The sequence below is a fragment of the Pseudomonas sp. PSKL.D1 genome, from assembly GCF_028898945.1.
Classification (GTDB): Bacteria; Pseudomonadota; Gammaproteobacteria; order Pseudomonadales; family Pseudomonadaceae; genus Aquipseudomonas.
The window spans coordinates 3285586-3299588 of record NZ_CP118607.1 but is presented as its reverse complement, the minus strand read 5'-3'; the positions used below and the strand labels follow the sequence as shown (position 1 = coordinate 3299588).

10 protein-coding genes are annotated in these 14003 nt (G+C 65.2%); 5 read left to right on the top strand and 5 right to left on the bottom strand.

Annotated features, from left to right (window positions below):
• Positions 1-36: 36 nt before the first annotated feature.
• The 5 genes from PVV54_RS14625 to PVV54_RS14605 all read right to left on the bottom strand — a co-directional run bounded on the left by PVV54_RS14625 (position 37) and on the right by PVV54_RS14605 (position 6806).
• Positions 37-2448: a TonB-dependent receptor plug domain-containing protein gene (locus PVV54_RS14625; protein WP_274905932.1), complete on the bottom strand. Its 2412-nt coding sequence runs from the start codon at positions 2446-2448 to the stop codon at positions 37-39.
• Between the two features lie 33 nt (positions 2449-2481).
• On the bottom strand, positions 2482-2976 hold the full coding sequence (locus PVV54_RS14620) for a RidA family protein (protein ID WP_274905931.1): 495 nt from the start codon (positions 2974-2976) through the stop codon (positions 2482-2484).
• A 17-nt stretch (positions 2977-2993) separates the two neighbouring features.
• The gene (locus tag PVV54_RS14615; RefSeq protein ID WP_274905930.1) at positions 2994-4556 is read right to left on the bottom strand and encodes an NAD(P)/FAD-dependent oxidoreductase; all 1563 of its coding nucleotides are present in this window, start codon (positions 4554-4556) and stop codon (positions 2994-2996) included.
• A 253-nt stretch (positions 4557-4809) separates the two neighbouring features.
• Positions 4810-5754, bottom strand: coding sequence for a D-isomer specific 2-hydroxyacid dehydrogenase family protein (locus PVV54_RS14610; RefSeq protein WP_274905929.1), 945 nt, complete (start codon positions 5752-5754; stop codon positions 4810-4812).
• A 134-nt stretch (positions 5755-5888) separates the two neighbouring features.
• Entirely contained in the window at positions 5889-6806 is a 918-nt protein-coding gene (locus PVV54_RS14605; protein ID WP_274905928.1) for a LysR family transcriptional regulator, read from the bottom strand.
• A gap of 106 nt (positions 6807-6912) precedes the next feature.
• Between PVV54_RS14605 and PVV54_RS14600 the strand changes: the two genes are divergently transcribed.
• From PVV54_RS14600 to PVV54_RS14580, 5 genes are all read left to right on the top strand, one after another.
• Positions 6913-8298 (top strand): MFS transporter, encoded by a 1386-nt coding sequence (locus PVV54_RS14600; protein WP_274905927.1) that lies wholly within the window; start codon positions 6913-6915, stop codon positions 8296-8298.
• Complete coding sequence (locus PVV54_RS14595; RefSeq protein ID WP_274905926.1) at positions 8295-9569, top strand: glucarate dehydratase family protein; 1275 nt, start codon at positions 8295-8297, stop codon at positions 9567-9569. Before PVV54_RS14600 ends, PVV54_RS14595 begins: the two co-directional genes overlap by 4 nt.
• Before the next feature lie 267 nt (positions 9570-9836).
• Positions 9837-10586: an efflux RND transporter periplasmic adaptor subunit gene (locus PVV54_RS14590; RefSeq protein WP_274910440.1), complete on the top strand. Its 750-nt coding sequence runs from the start codon at positions 9837-9839 to the stop codon at positions 10584-10586.
• Positions 10583-11899 carry an efflux RND transporter periplasmic adaptor subunit gene (locus tag PVV54_RS14585; protein ID WP_274905925.1) on the top strand — a complete coding sequence of 439 codons (1317 nt, stop codon included), beginning with the start codon at positions 10583-10585 and terminating at the stop codon, positions 11897-11899. The genes PVV54_RS14590 and PVV54_RS14585 overlap by 4 nt, the downstream gene beginning before the upstream one ends.
• Positions 11896-13992 (top strand): HlyD family efflux transporter periplasmic adaptor subunit, encoded by a 2097-nt coding sequence (locus PVV54_RS14580; protein ID WP_274905924.1) that lies wholly within the window; start codon positions 11896-11898, stop codon positions 13990-13992. Before PVV54_RS14585 ends, PVV54_RS14580 begins: the two co-directional genes overlap by 4 nt.
• Positions 13993-14003: the final 11 nt, after the last annotated feature.

Below are 14003 nucleotides of genomic sequence, written 5' to 3'. Positions count from 1 at the left end.
TTGGATGCAGCGGTATTGAATTAAAGTTGTCCCTTTTCAGAAGTTGTAGGTCACCCGCCCGAAGTAATACCCTCCGGTAAACCCGTACGGCGAATAAACCCCGTACCCCTTGACCATGGTCTTGCTGCTGGGCGACTGGCGCTCGGGGTACACATCGAACAGGTTGCGTGCCCCCACGGCCAACTCCAGGTCCTTGGTCAATTGGTAGCCCACATCCAGGTCGGTGATCCAGCGCGCTTTGTACTCGCGGTCCAGTGAGCGGTCGTTGGCAGCGTTCACTTCGCGCCAGGAACCATACCGGGTGAGCCCCAGGTTGACCCGGTAGCGGTCCAGCCGCCAGTTGCCGCCCAGGATCAGCTTGGTGTGCGGCTGCACCTCGGTGAGCAGGTTGCGCGCCTGGCGGTCCATAAGCGCATAGGAGGTGCCGAGGATGTTCACGCTTTCCTTGTAGCTGAGGATTTCAGTGTCATTCCAGTTGAACGCCGCGGTCCACTTCACCGTGCCGGCGCGGCCCAGGTCGTGGTCGTAGCTGCCCACCAGGTCCAGGCCCTTGGTGCGGGTGTCGGCGCCGTTGGTGAAGTACTGCCCGCCGGAGGTGGAGTCGATGCCATTGGCCAGCAGCGTCTGGGTGACCTCCGGGCCGAGCAGCGTGCCGGTGAGGGTGATGCGGTCGCGCAGGTTGATCAGGTAGGCGTCGGCGGTGAAGGCCAGGCGCTCGCTGGGCTGCCAGGTGAGGCCGAGGCTGTAGTTGGTGGACTTTTCCGGCTTCAGCGCTTCGGCCCCCAAAGCCTTGGCCGCCGCCGAGTCCACCGGCAGCACGCCGTAGTTGATCGACTGGTACACGCCATTGACCACGCCATAGGTGGTGGAGCGTGCGCTGAACAGGCTGTTGGCCAGCGACGGTGCGCGAAAGCCATTGCTGACGGTAGCCCGCAAGGCCAGTTCCGGGGTGAATTCGTAACGGGTGGTCAGCTTGCCGCTGCGGGTTGCGCCAATACCGCGGTCATAGTGCTCGTAGCGCACGGCCGCGCCCCAGTACCACTGCGGCAGCGGGTTGAAGCCGACGTCGAGGTAGCCTGCGTAGCTGTTGCGGCTGGCGCTGGTGGCCTCGTTCGGCGAGATGCCATTGGTGACCTGGGCGCCGGATGAGGCGCAGTTGCCAGGCGCGGTGCAGTAACCGCCATCGGCCCAGCTGGCCCAGTCGCCGTCCTGCACCTGGTAGGTGTCGCGGCGCTGCTCCAGGCCCCAGGAGAAGTCCAGTGGCTTGCTCAGGCCGACCTCGAAGCTGCGGCGCAGGTCGAGGTTGCTGGTCAGTTGCGAGCTGACCCAGGTACCGGATTCGAAGTGGCTGGGCGTGGCCTCGCCCAGCGACGGGTTCTGGTTGTTCCAGGTGCCCTGTTCGGCAGTGTTGCGCCCGTAGGTACTGGACAGGCCCCAGTCCCATTCACCAGCCAGGCCCTTGGCGCCGAATGCCGCCTGGTAGTCATGCTCCTCGATGTACCAGGTGGGCGTGTAGCCGGCCGGGCGCCCGTTGGGCCCGGTGGTGATGGTATTGACGATGGTTGGCAGGCGGAAGTTCTGGCCTTGCTCAGCCTTGCGGTACGACCAGGTGCTGAACGAATACAGGCTCAGGTCGTCAGCCAGTGGCAGCTCGGCGTTGTAGCCCAAGGTCAGCAGGTTGATTTTCGGTGTGCCGTAACCGCCGTAGGTGACCTTGCCGGCCCGGTCCAGCGCCTCGGCCTGGCTGTAACCATTGGCGCTGGCCTTGTTGTCGTCGTTCTGGCTGCGGGCATCGAGCGCCAGTTGCAGGATACCGTCGCGGCCAAGTTCGAAGCCTTTGTTCAGGCTTTGCTGCACCGTCTGTTTCTTGCCGTCATAGCCTTGCCCGGCCGTGGTCACGGCGGTGCCACTGGTGTCGGCCTTGAGGATCACGTTGATCACCCCGGCGATGGCGTCGGAGCCGTACTGCGCGGCGGCACCGTCACGCAGCACTTCGACGTGGTCGATGGCGCTGATGGGGATCAGGTCCAGGTCGCTGGGCGCGGCGCCGGCGTTGATGCCGCTGATGTTCAGCGTGGCACTGGTGTGGCGGCGTTTGCCGTTGACCAGCACCAGCACCTGGGCGGCGTTGAGCCCGCGCAGGTTGGGGGCCCGGGCCATGCCGCTGGCATCCCAGCCGGTTTTTTCCGGCAGTGTGAGCGATGGCACGCTGGCACTCAGCGCCTCCATCAGGCCGGGTTTGCCGGTTTCCTGCAATTGTTTGGCGCTGATCACGTCGATTGGTACGGGGCTGGTGGTGACGGTGCGCTTTTCGGCGCCCCGGTTGCCGGTGACGATCACCGTGCCCAGGGCCTGGCCGGCCGGTTCGTCGGCCAGTGTCGGGGCAGTCTGCAACCCCGCGGCGAAGGCCACGGGGAGCAGCGAGGCAGTGGTAAAGGCTTGCTTCATGCACGCAGTTCCTTGTTGGGCGGTGTGGCGCGCTCAGGGCGCCTTGGCCGCGATGGCATCGATTTCCACCAGCGCGCCCTGCAGCGGCAGCGCTACCACCTGCAAGGCGGTGCGGGTGGGCGTGCGGGGTTGGTCGGCAGTGGCGAAAAACTCCGTGTAGGCCGCTTGCAGCCCGGCGAAGTCGAGGTTGCCGCCGTTGGCCGGGTCACCCACCAGGAACACCCGCAGCTGGACGATGTCGCCCAGGTCCAGGCCCTGGCTGCGCAGTGCGGTGCGCAGCTTGTTGAGTACCGAGCGGGTTTGTGTCTCGGTATTGCCCAGGGCGGCGATGCTGCCTTTGGGGGCCTTGGGGTCGGCCACATCCGGCAGGGTGCCGCTGATGAATGTCAGCTGGCTGCCGGCCGGCACCGTGACCAGTTGCGAAATGGGGAAGTTGGAGCCGGGCGGGGCCACCCGCTTGATGCTGTCGGCATGGGCATTGAGGGTGAGGGACATGAGCACTCCGGCAAGCAGAAGAAGACGAGGCATGAAGATGATCCTTGTGGTCAGGCGGCAGCGCCGCGGGTGGTCTGGCTGGCATGGCGAGCGATCAGGCCGACCACACGGCGGGCGGATTCGGCGGCGCTGTTCTGCCAGATACCGACCCCACCATGGGCCAGGGCATCGCTGGCGAGCCATGTGCGGCCTTGGGGCTGGTTGAGCAGGTCGTAACCGGGCTGGGCGACTTCGTCGTGGACAATCCACGGTGCTTCGCTGAACGGGATCTTCGACCAGTTCACCACCACCGGCCGGGCCAGCTTGTGGCTGTGGCCCGGGTGCAGTGACTCCACGGCCTGGCGCGATGAGTCAATCTGCGCTTCCAACGGTTTGGCGGCGAACTGCTGGGCCACAGCGCCGGTGTTGTAGGTGGCCACCAGTACGCCTTGGGCGCTGTTCAGGCGGTCACTGGGGTACCAGAGGGTGCGTGCCTCGTGGTTGATGTAGCTGAGGCCGCCGTAAATCTGAAAGTCGGTTTCCCAGAACCGCGGCGCCTGCCAGGCCACCTTGTTGGCTTTGTCGCCCTCAGCGCTGGCGATCGCCTGTTTGAACGTTGTGCTGAAGTTGTTAGGCAGTTTCGCCAAAAGCGGCAAGGGCAGGGTGACGATGGCATAGTCGGCATGTTCGACATGTTGCTTGCCGCTCTTGCGGTCACGCCACACCACCTTGCTGCCGTGCTCGCTGGTTTCCACCCCCAGTACTTCTGCACCTAGACGCACGCTGTCCTTGACCTGGCGGTAGAACGCCTTGGGGATCTGGTCCATGCCGCCCACCGGCTGGAACATGGTCGAGGAGAACTCGGGGATTTCGTCGAATACCAATGGCAGCAGCAAGTTGCTGTCCAGCAACTGGTCCAGGGGCACCGGCTGGCGCTGGATCGGCGTTTGGTCGCCGGCGCCGGCGAAGCGCGTGTAGCCGGCGCGTACCGAGCCGCGGTACTGCTGTTGGCTGTCGAGGTCGCCATACACTTTGAGGAAATCCAGCAAGGCCTTGCGCTGCCCGGCATCAAGCTCTGCGTCCAGGCTGTTGCTGTTGACGCTGCGTGCCAGCAGTTCGCTGAAGTGCCCGCGGGTGTCGTTCACGGCCTGGCGCAGCAGCAGCGGCGGGCGGGCCAGGTTTGGCTGGGCGAGGGCGTTGCGGCTGCTGTTGACCAGCACCTGCAGTTCGACGCCCAGCTCGCGGCAGTAGCCGAGGATGGTCAGGTGGTGGCTGGGCAGGCGCGCGGCGCCGGCATTGAAGAACTGGCCCTGGTCGAATTTGACGCTTTGCGTGGAGCCGTCGTTGTGTTCGATGCGGTCGCCCTGACGCAGGGTCCAGACCCGCCCGCCAACGCGCTCGCGGGCTTCAAGCACCGTGACCGAAAAGCCGGCTTTGCGCAGTTCATAGGCCGAAACCAGGCCTGAGATGCCAGCGCCGACTATCACCACGCGTTTGCCGTTGCCGCCATTGGCGGCCAGTTGCAGGGGTTCGAACGTGGCGGCCAGGGCGTTCTGCCCCAACGCACCGAGTGCCGCCGAGTAGCCGCCGATGGCAGCGAGTCGGGCGATCAGGTCTCTACGGGACAATCCCATGTTGCAGTCTCCGAGGATAGTGGGTTCGGATGTGTGCAACAGGGCGGGCGGACGCATGGCGAGGCCCGGCGGCGGTTGGCACAAATCCATTTGCCTCCGCCAGGTCGGGGTCGGTCTACATAACTTAATGGTCTTTCAGTGAGTAGTGAAAGTCTGTTTTCTTATAAGTTAAGTATGTAAGCAGCTAATGTAGTTTGATTCACAAAATGCAATATGCGCATTTTAATCAGGGCAGTTAAACGCACTCCGCTGATCAGTAGCCGCGGTCAGTATCGACCAGATTGGCCAGGGGCAACTGCTCGCGGTAACAGTGGAAGTTGGTGATGAAGGCGTCGAGAAACGCCGGGTAGCCGTCTTCGGAAATGGCCGACGTGTGGGGCGACAGGAACACCTGCGGGTGGTGGTACAAGGGGTGCCCGGCGGGCAGTGGTTCGGGGTCGGTCACATCCAGGCTGGCCCGGCCGACCAGGCCACTGTCGAGCGCTTCGAGCAAGGCCTGCTGGTCAAGCAGGCCGCCACGCGCGATGTTGATCAGGTGCAGCCCGGGGCGCGCATGAGCCAGCACCTGGCGGTTGATCAGCCCGCGGGTGGCGGGGGTGAGCGGCGCTGCCAGTACCAGGTGGTGGCTGCCGGCGAATAACTCGCTCAAGTCGTCGGCCTGTTCAACCCCTGGCACCTCGGCGATGGGCTGGCCGGGGCGGCTTAGGGCCAGCACCCGCATGCCCAGTGCCACGGCCTTGCGCGCAAGGTGTTGGCCGATGCTGCCAAAACCAAGGATGCCCAAGGTGCGGCCATGCACCGGCGCAAGCGCCGTCAGGCGCCAGTCGGCGTTATTGACCCAAAGGCCCGGCAGCTGCTTGGCGGCCGCGAACACCAGGGCCAGCGCGAACTCGGCCACGTACTCGGCGTTGGCACCTTTGCCGCTGGTGACCGGTGCGCCGCGAAACACCCAGTCGGGGTAGAAGTCGATACCCGAGGACACCAGTTGCACCCATTTAAGCCCCCAGGGCCAACCGGGCGGCGGCGTGTCCACGCGCTGGCCACGCACGTTGATCGGGCGCACGATGAACACGTCGGCGGGCACGTCCAGTGTCAGCTGGCCGGGGGCGATGTCGATGACCTCGTGGTCCGCCAACCGATCGCGCAGGGTCTGGTTGGCCTGGGAGTCGAGCTGGCTGGCGATGATCGAATGGCTCATGGGGTTCTTCCCTGAATGACGGCAGAAAGCTAAGACCGTAATCGCATGAATGAGCGCTGTAAAAGTCTTTTTGGTTCTATGTTAATTATTTGTATTGCTGATTTACATTGTTAAGTATTATGCGTGTATTGCATTTAGTGTGATGACCCTGTGGCAGGCCACCCTTCACGGGCGGCCGTGCGAATGCCCTCCAGCAACATGGCGAAGGCCGGGTTGTCGTTGTCCTGGTGCCACACCAGGTGCAGTTCGCTCAGCACGCCTTCGCCCAGGTCGATCTCGCGAAACACCACATTCCTGAACACCACGCTGCTGGCGCAGCGGGGTACCAACGCCAGCCCCATCCCCGCATTGACCAGCGCCAGAATGGTCAGGGATGACCCCAGCCACTGCACGAACTGCGGCGCCACCCGTGCCGAGCGCAACCTGCCGGTGAGCAGTTCGTTGAACGGTGGGTAGGCCGAGTGGGCGTACATCAGAAACGGCTGCGCATCCAGGTCCTGGATGGACACCTCCCCTGCGTGGGCCAGCGGGTGGCTACGGTGCACGGCAAGCACGAACGGCTCGCGCACCAGGCATTCATTGGCGTAGCCAGTTTCCAGCAACTGCGCCCGCACGATGCCCAGGTCGACACGGCGGGCACGCAGCGCTTCATGCTGCTGGTAGGTGTTCATCTCCGACAGTTCGATCTTCACCTGTGGCTGCTTCAGGCGGGCTTCGGCAATCACCTTGGGCAAAAACTCGTACACGGCGCTGCCGACAAAGCTGACATTCACCGTGCCGATATCACCCTGGGCAAAACGCCTGGCGCTGACGGCAGCCTGCTGAGCGCGTTCCAGCAGGTTCTGCGCCTCGATAAAGAACGCCCGGCCTGCCGCGGTCAGGGCAACCGTACGCGTGGTGCGGGTGAACAGTTCCACCCCCAGCGCATGCTCCAGCAGCTGGATCTGCCGGCTGAGCGGCGGCTGGGTCATGTTGAGCCGCTCCGCCGCCCGGCGAAAGTTCAGCTCCGTGGCCACGGTAGTGAAGCAGCGAAGTTGCGAGAGTTCGAACATTGATCCAATCCGTATATCAATCCGATGCCAGGTTAGATTAGACAGTAACAATGCCTGGCGTCCATGATCGGTGCGTCCCCAAAAAAACAAAGAACGGGAGTCCACCTTGAACACCTCAAACGCCGCGTCAGACCCTGCCGTGCTCGCCCAGGCGGCCGCCAAGGTCAAACGCCATGTGCTGCCGCTGTTTGTCATCATGTTCATCGTCAACTACATCGACCGGGTCAACATCGGCTTCGTGCGCAGCCACCTGGAAACCGACCTGGGTATTGGAGCGGCCGCCTACGGGCTGGGTGCCGGCCTGTTCTTCATCGGCTACGCGATCTTCGAAGTGCCCTCGAACATGCTGTTGCAGCGCTATGGCGCCCGCGCCTGGCTGACGCGCATCATGTTCACCTGGGGCGCGGCGGCGATGGCCATGGCGTTCGTGCGCGGCGAAACCAGCTTCTATGTGCTGCGCTTTATTTTGGGTGCTGCCGAAGCCGGGTTCTTCCCGGGCATCATCTATTACTTCACCCAGTGGCTGCCGGCCGCCGAGCGCGGCAAGGCGATGGCCATCTTCCTCAGCGGCTCGGCCATAGCGTCGGTCATCTCGGGCCCAGTGTCGGGTGGGTTGCTGCACATCGAGGGCCTGAGCCTGCATGGCTGGCAGTGGATGTTCCTGATCGAAGGCTTTGCCTCGGTGGTGCTGTGCGGGTTTGTGTGGTTCTGGTTGCAGTCGCACCCGCGTGAGGCGAAGTGGCTGAGCAAAGCCGAACAGGATGCGTTGATCGAGGCCATCGCGCTGGAGCAGAAAGCCCGCGAAGCGAACCAGGTCAGCCGGCCGTCGATGTTCAGGTTGCTGGCCGACAAGCAGATTGCCCTGTTCTGCTTCATTTACTTCTCCATTGCCCTGACCATCTACGGCGCGACCTTCTGGTTGCCGAGCATGATCAAGAAAATGGGCAGCCTCAGCGACTTCGAGGTCGGCCTGTTCAACTCGATCCCGTGGTTGATCTCTATCGTGGCGATGTACGTGTTCGCCGCCATGGCCAGCAAGTGGAAGCACCAGCAAGCCTGGGTAGCGCTGATGCTGGTGATTGCGGCGTTTGGCATGTTCATGTCGACCACCGGGGGGCCAGTGTTTGCCTTCGTTGCCATCTGCTTTGCCGCTATCGGTTTCAAGGCCGCCTCGGCGTTGTTCTGGCCGATCCCCCAAGGCTACCTGGATGCGCGGATCGCGGCGGCGGTCATTGCCTTGATCAACTCCATCGGCAACCTCGGCGGCTTCGTTGCACCCACTGCGTTCGGCTTCCTTGAGCAAACCACCGGTTCCATCGAGGGCGGGTTGTACGGCCTGGCGGCAACGTCGCTGCTGGCGGCGGCGGCAGTGTTCCTGGCCCGCACCACGCCACGCAGCGGCGCCCCGGGGCGGGCGATTGCCAAGGTTGCCCCAAACACCGAAACCCATCATCACGCCATGCGTAACGGCCCACAGGGAGCTGCCTCTTGAAAATTGTCCGCGTCACCGTCACCCCCATTGCGTTTCGTGACCCACCGCTGCTCAATGCCAGCGGCATCCATGAACCCTACGCCCTGCGCTCGATCATCGAGATCGAAAGTGATACCGGCTATATTGGCCTGGGGGAGAGCTACGGCGATGCGCCCGCGCTGGCCATCCAGCAAGCGGTGCAGCAACAGCTGATAGGGCTTGACCCGTTCAACCTCAACCAATTGCGTGCCATTGTGCAGGCCACGGTGGCCGCACACCGCCCCGCGACCCTGGCCGGTGCCGAACTGGCGCCCGGTTCCCATGCCAGCAAAGCGGTGAGCAATGCCTACTCGGCCTTTGAAGTGGCGTTTCTGGACCTGCAGGCGCATGCGCTGAACGTGCCGCTGGTGGACCTGCTTGGTGGCGCAATCCGCGAGCAGATCCCGTTCAGTGCCTACCTGTTCTTCAAGTATGCCCAGCACATCGACTCGCCGTACAAAGCGGACAACTGGGGCGAGGCCATCAGCGAAGAGCAGATCGTCGCCCAGGCGCGGCGCATGATCGAGGCCTATGGGTTCCAGAGCATCAAGCTCAAGGCCGGTGCCCTGGAGCCTGAGCACGAGGTGTCGTGCATCAAGGCGCTGAAGAAAGCGTTCCCCGGGATGCCGCTGCGCATCGACCCGAACGGCAACTGGTCACTGGAAACCGCCGTGCGCATGGCTGAGTTGCTGGGTGACGACCTGCAGTACTACGAAGACCCCACCCCGGGCCTGGGCGGCATGGCCGAGCTGCACAAACGCACCGGCCTGCCGCTGGCGACCAACATGGTAGTCACCGACTTTGACGAGCTACGCCGTAGCATTGCCCAGAACAGCGTGCAGATCGTGCTGGCCGACCACCATTACTGGGGCGGCCTGCGCGACACCCAAGCGCTGGCAAAAATGTGCGAAACCTTTGGCCTGGGCGTGTCCATGCATTCCAACTCGCACCTGGGCATCAGCCTGATGGCCATGGCCCACGTGGCGGCGGCGGTGCCGAACCTGGACTACGCCTGCGACACCCATTATCCATGGCAGGAGCCGGACGAAGAGGTGATCAAAGGCGGCAAGTTGCCGATCATCGATGGTTGCGTGCGCATTACCCGTGCACCGGGCCTGGGTGTGGAGCTTGACCATGACCAGCTGGGCAAGCTGCACGACCAGTACCTGAGCTGTGGCATTCGTCAGCGCGATGACGTGAAGCAGATGCAGCGTTATCGGCCGGACTGGAAAGCCGTCAAGCCCCGGTTTTGAAGCCCGTGTCGTCTCGCCTGCTGCCAGGCTTTCTATGTAGTGGTCTACCAACCCCGGACACCGGATGAGTTGACCACTGCAATTCCATGCCTTGGATGCTGCAACGGAACGTGACAGTCGAGCGCTGACGGCCTGCAAATTGCACCCGTGTGAACTTCATCTGCGTGATGTATCCGTGCCATCAGTTTTCTCGTACACTCCGGCCACTGTGTTCGCAAGGGAGTGTGCAACATGTGTCGTGGGATTCGGCTGGCTCTGGTTCTGAGTATGTTGCACCTGCCGCTGGCCTGGGCCAGCGAGGCCCCTGGCGACCCCTTGCTGGATACCCCGCACGCCACCGCCGAGGCGGGCAATGGGCACAATGCCCGTGGCGTGCTGCGTGCCCGCGACCAGGCCGTGCTGGCCAGTGAACTGGCCGGGCGCATCGTCGAGATGCCCTACGCCGACGGCGAAGACTTCAAGAAGGGCAGCACCCTGGCCCGTTTCGACTGCTCGGCCTACCAGGCCCAGCTCAACGCTGCCCAGGCCGCCGTGCGCGCCGCTCGCGAAGAGCTCAACCACAACCGCCAACTGGCCGCGTTGAAATCCGTGGGCCAGTTCGAAGTGTCGCTGGCCGACGTCAAGCAGGCCCAGGCCCAGGCCGAAGCCCAGGTGTATCAGGTGCAGGTCAAGCGCTGCGTGGTCACCGCGCCGTTCGACGGCCGGGTGGTGCAGCGCCGCGCGCAACCTCACGAAAGCGTCGCCAATGGCGCGCCGTTGCTGGAAGTGGTGGATAACCGCTCGCTGGAGATCCAGTTGCTGGTGCCTTCGCGCTGGCTGGCCCGGGTCAAGCCTGGCCAGGTGTTCCAGTTCACCCCCGATGAAACCGGCCAGCCCTTGGCGGCCAAGGTCAAGCGGGTGGGCGCGCGCATCGATGAAGGCAGCCAGACGCTGCTGCTGATCGGCGAGCTGCCCACCGATGCCCACGGCCTGCTGGCCGGCATGAGCGGCACCGCCAGCTTTGCGGACAAACCATGAACGTCGCCAGTGGTGCGGCCGAGCGCGCGTTCGCCCTGTTTCTCGGCCTGGAGCGCCAAGCCCGGGAGGCGGCGACCACTGAAGAGCTGGCATTCGCCATGGTCAACGACGGCCAGGCACTGTTCGGCTTTCGCCACGCCGCCCTGCTGATTGCCGGCAAGGTGCGGGCGCTGACCGGGATCAGCGTAGTCGAGGCCAATGCGCCGTTCGTGGCCTTTGTCGAGTGTGCCGCTGGCAGGCTGCAGGCGGCGGGTGTGGCTGGCCAGGCCGGGGCCGTCGAGCCCTCGATGCTCGATGCCCAGGCCCTGGCCGACTGGCAGGACCTGTCGGCCGGGCAGGCGTACTGGCTGCCGTTGCTCGACCGCCAGGGCCGCCCGTTCGGTGGCCTGTGGCTGGCCCGTGAACACCCCTTCAACGTTTCCGAGCACTCGCTGCTGGTGCAGCTGGCCCACGCCTATGCACACGCCTGGCAGGCCCTCGACCCGGTTCGCCCATGGCGCCTGCGCTGGCCTCGGCGGCGCGTGCTGGCGGTGCTGGGGGCGGCGCTGCTGGTGCTGATGGTGCCGGTGCGCCAGTCGGTGCTGGCGCCAGCCGAAGTGGTGCCGCGCGGCGGCTGGGTGGTGGCGGCGCCGCTGGACGGCGTGATCGCCGAATTCCTGGTCAAGCCCAACCAGACCGTGGCGGCCGGCGACCTGCTGGTACGCTTCGACGCCACCACGCTCAAGGCCCAGGCCGATGTGGCCGAGCGTGCCCTGGGCGTTGCCGAAGCGGAACTCAAGGCCAGCACCCAGCGAGCCTTCACCGATGCCGACTCCAGCGCGCGCCTGGACCTGCTGGCCGCGCGGATGGAGCAGAAGCGCGCCGAGCTCGACTATGCCCGGCAGTTGCTGGCGCGCAGCGAGATCCGCGCCGAGCGAGCAGGTATCGCGGTGTTTGCCGACGCCGAGCGCTGGACCGGCAAACCGGTGCAGACCGGCGAGCGGCTGATGCAACTGGCCGACCCTGCCCAGGCCGAGTTGCGCCTGGAGTTGCCGGTGGGGGATGCCATCGCCCTGCAGCCGGATGCGCAGGTGGCGTTGTTCCTCGACAGCGACCCGCTGCATCGGCACCAGGCCACACTCGAACGGGCTGCCTACGAAGCCCAGGCGACTGCAGCGGGGCAGTTGGCCTACCGATTGGATGCAACCTTCACCGACACACCACCACGTATCGGCTTGCGCGGCACGGCCAAGCTCTACGGCGAACGCGCACCACTGGCCTACTACCTGCTGCGCCGCCCGCTGGCAGCAGTGCGCCAAGGGCTGGGGCTGTGATGCTTCCAGCGCTGCGGGCGGACTTGCAGCTGTCGCCGGCCGCCCCGGCACTGGACGGCGCGCCGCAATGGACCTTGGCCGACCCGCTGCGGGGTCGTTACTTCAAGCTGGGTGCGGCGGCGGTACGCCTGCTGCGCCACTGGCCGCTGGGGGAGCCGCAGCAGGTGCTCGACGCCGCCAATGGCGAGCCCGGTGCGCCGCTGGATGGTGAAGCACTGCAAGACCTGCTGACCTTTCTCGGCCATCACGACCTGCTCACCGCGCAGGATCCGCGCCAGCGCCAGAGCTATGCCGGCAAGGCCGCCGCAATCCACCAGGGGCTGTGGAAAAAGGCCCTGCACCAGTACCTGTTCTTCCGCATCCCCCTGTGGCGCCCGGACGCCTTTCTCAATCGCACCTGGCCTGTGCTCGAACGCCACGGTGGCTGGCTGCTCAGGGCTGGCCTGCCATTGCTGCTGGTGCTCGGCCTGTTCCTGGTGATGCGCGACTGGTCGCGCTTCGTCGCCACCTTCCCGCACCTGTTCAGCCTCGGCGGCCTGCTTGCCTTTGGCCTCGCCCTGGGCTTCGCCAAGCTGTGCCACGAGTTTGGCCATGCCTACATGGCCAAGCGCGCCGGCTGCCGGGTGCAGAGCATGGGCCTGGCGTTCATGGTGATGCTGCCGATGTTCTACACCGACGTCAGTGATGCCTGGCGCGTCAGTGATCGGCGCTCGCGGCTGCTGATCGATGCTGGCGGGGTGTTCGCCGAACTGGTGCTGGCGGTGCTGGCGCTGCTGGCCTGGTCGCTGTTGCCCGACGGGCCGCTGCGCACGGCGGCGTTCATGCTGGCCAGCGCCACCTGGATCACCACCTTGCTGGTCAACCTCAACCCGTTCATGCGGTTTGACGGTTACTTTCTGGTCAGCGACCTGTGGGGTGTCGAGAACCTGCAGCAGCGGGCCTTTGCCCTGTGCCGCTGGCGCCTGCGTGAGGCGCTGTTCGGCTATGGCCAGCCGATGCCCGAACCCTGGCCGCCGGCATTGCGACGGCGCCTGCTGGTGTGGGGCTATGGAGCGTGGATCTGGCGTGCAGTGCTGTTCTTCGGTATCGCCCTGGCGGTGTACCACCTGTTCTTCAAGGTGCTGGGGATCTTCCTGATGCTGGTGGAACTGGTTTGGTTCATTGGCTTGCCGGTGTGGAAGGAACTGCAGCACTGGTGGCAACAGCGCGCCCAGGCCCAGCCTGGCAAGGCTTTACGCATCGGCGCCGGCCTGGCGTTGCTGTTGGCGCTGTTGGTGGTGCCGTGGCGCGGTGGCGTGGAAGTGCCGGCGATGCTTGAAGCATCGCGGGTCAGCGCCCTGCATGCGCCAGTGGCGGCGCGGCTGAAAAGCCTGCCGGTACGCGATGGCCAGGCGGTTACCCAGGGCCAGCTGTTGCTGGAACTGGAGTCGCCGGACCTGGATTCGCGCCAGGCCATCGTGCGCCGTGAAATCGATAGCCTGCAGCTGCTGTTGCGTCGCCAGTCCGGGCGCAGCGCCACGGCCAGCGATGCCGGGGTGATCGAGCAGCAACTGGCCGAGGCGGTGGCCCAATACCGTGGCCTGGCCGCCCAGCGCGAGCGCCTGCTGTTGCGCGCACCGCGCACGGGCGTGCTGCGCGACCTGCCGGCCGACCTGGCGCCGGGGCAGTGGGTGAACACCGCGCTGACGCTGGGGCGGGTGGTCGAGCCGGGCGTGCGCCTGCGCGGTTACCTGGCCGAGGCCGACCTGTGGCGGGTGGCGGCGGGCAGTGAGGGGCGATTCATTGCCGATGACCCGTCCCGCGCTGCGCTGGCGGTGCGCCTGCAGCAAGTGGATGCCACCGGTGTGGCCTACCTCGACCAGCAGGCGCTGGCGTCCGACCGCCACGGCCCGATTGCCGTGCGCCGCGATGGCCAGCAACGCGCCGAGCCGTTGCAGGCGCAGTACGGTGTGCAGCTGTCGGCATTGGGCGACACCGCCGATGTGGCGCAGCCACTTCGCGGCATGGTGGTGCTCGATGGCGGCCGCGAGTCGCTGCTGGGTGCGGCCTGGCGTCGACTGGCGGCGCTGGGTGTGCGTGAAAGTGGTTTCTAAGCCATGGAGGG

Coding starts and splice junctions, on each gene's coding strand:
- PVV54_RS14625 (WP_274905932.1), bottom strand. CDS start 2,448: ATGAAGCAAGCCTTTACCACTGCCTCGCTGCTCCCCGTGGCCTTCGCC.
- PVV54_RS14620 (WP_274905931.1), bottom strand. CDS start 2,976: ATGCCTCGTCTTCTTCTGCTTGCCGGAGTGCTCATGTCCCTCACCCTC.
- PVV54_RS14605 (WP_274905928.1), bottom strand. CDS start 6,806: ATGTTCGAACTCTCGCAACTTCGCTGCTTCACTACCGTGGCCACGGAG.
- PVV54_RS14610 (WP_274905929.1), bottom strand. CDS start 5,754: ATGAGCCATTCGATCATCGCCAGCCAGCTCGACTCCCAGGCCAACCAG.
- PVV54_RS14590 (WP_274910440.1), top strand. CDS start 9,837: ATGTTGCACCTGCCGCTGGCCTGGGCCAGCGAGGCCCCTGGCGACCCC.
- PVV54_RS14585 (WP_274905925.1), top strand. CDS start 10,583: ATGAACGTCGCCAGTGGTGCGGCCGAGCGCGCGTTCGCCCTGTTTCTC.
- PVV54_RS14615 (WP_274905930.1), bottom strand. CDS start 4,556: ATGGGATTGTCCCGTAGAGACCTGATCGCCCGACTCGCTGCCATCGGC.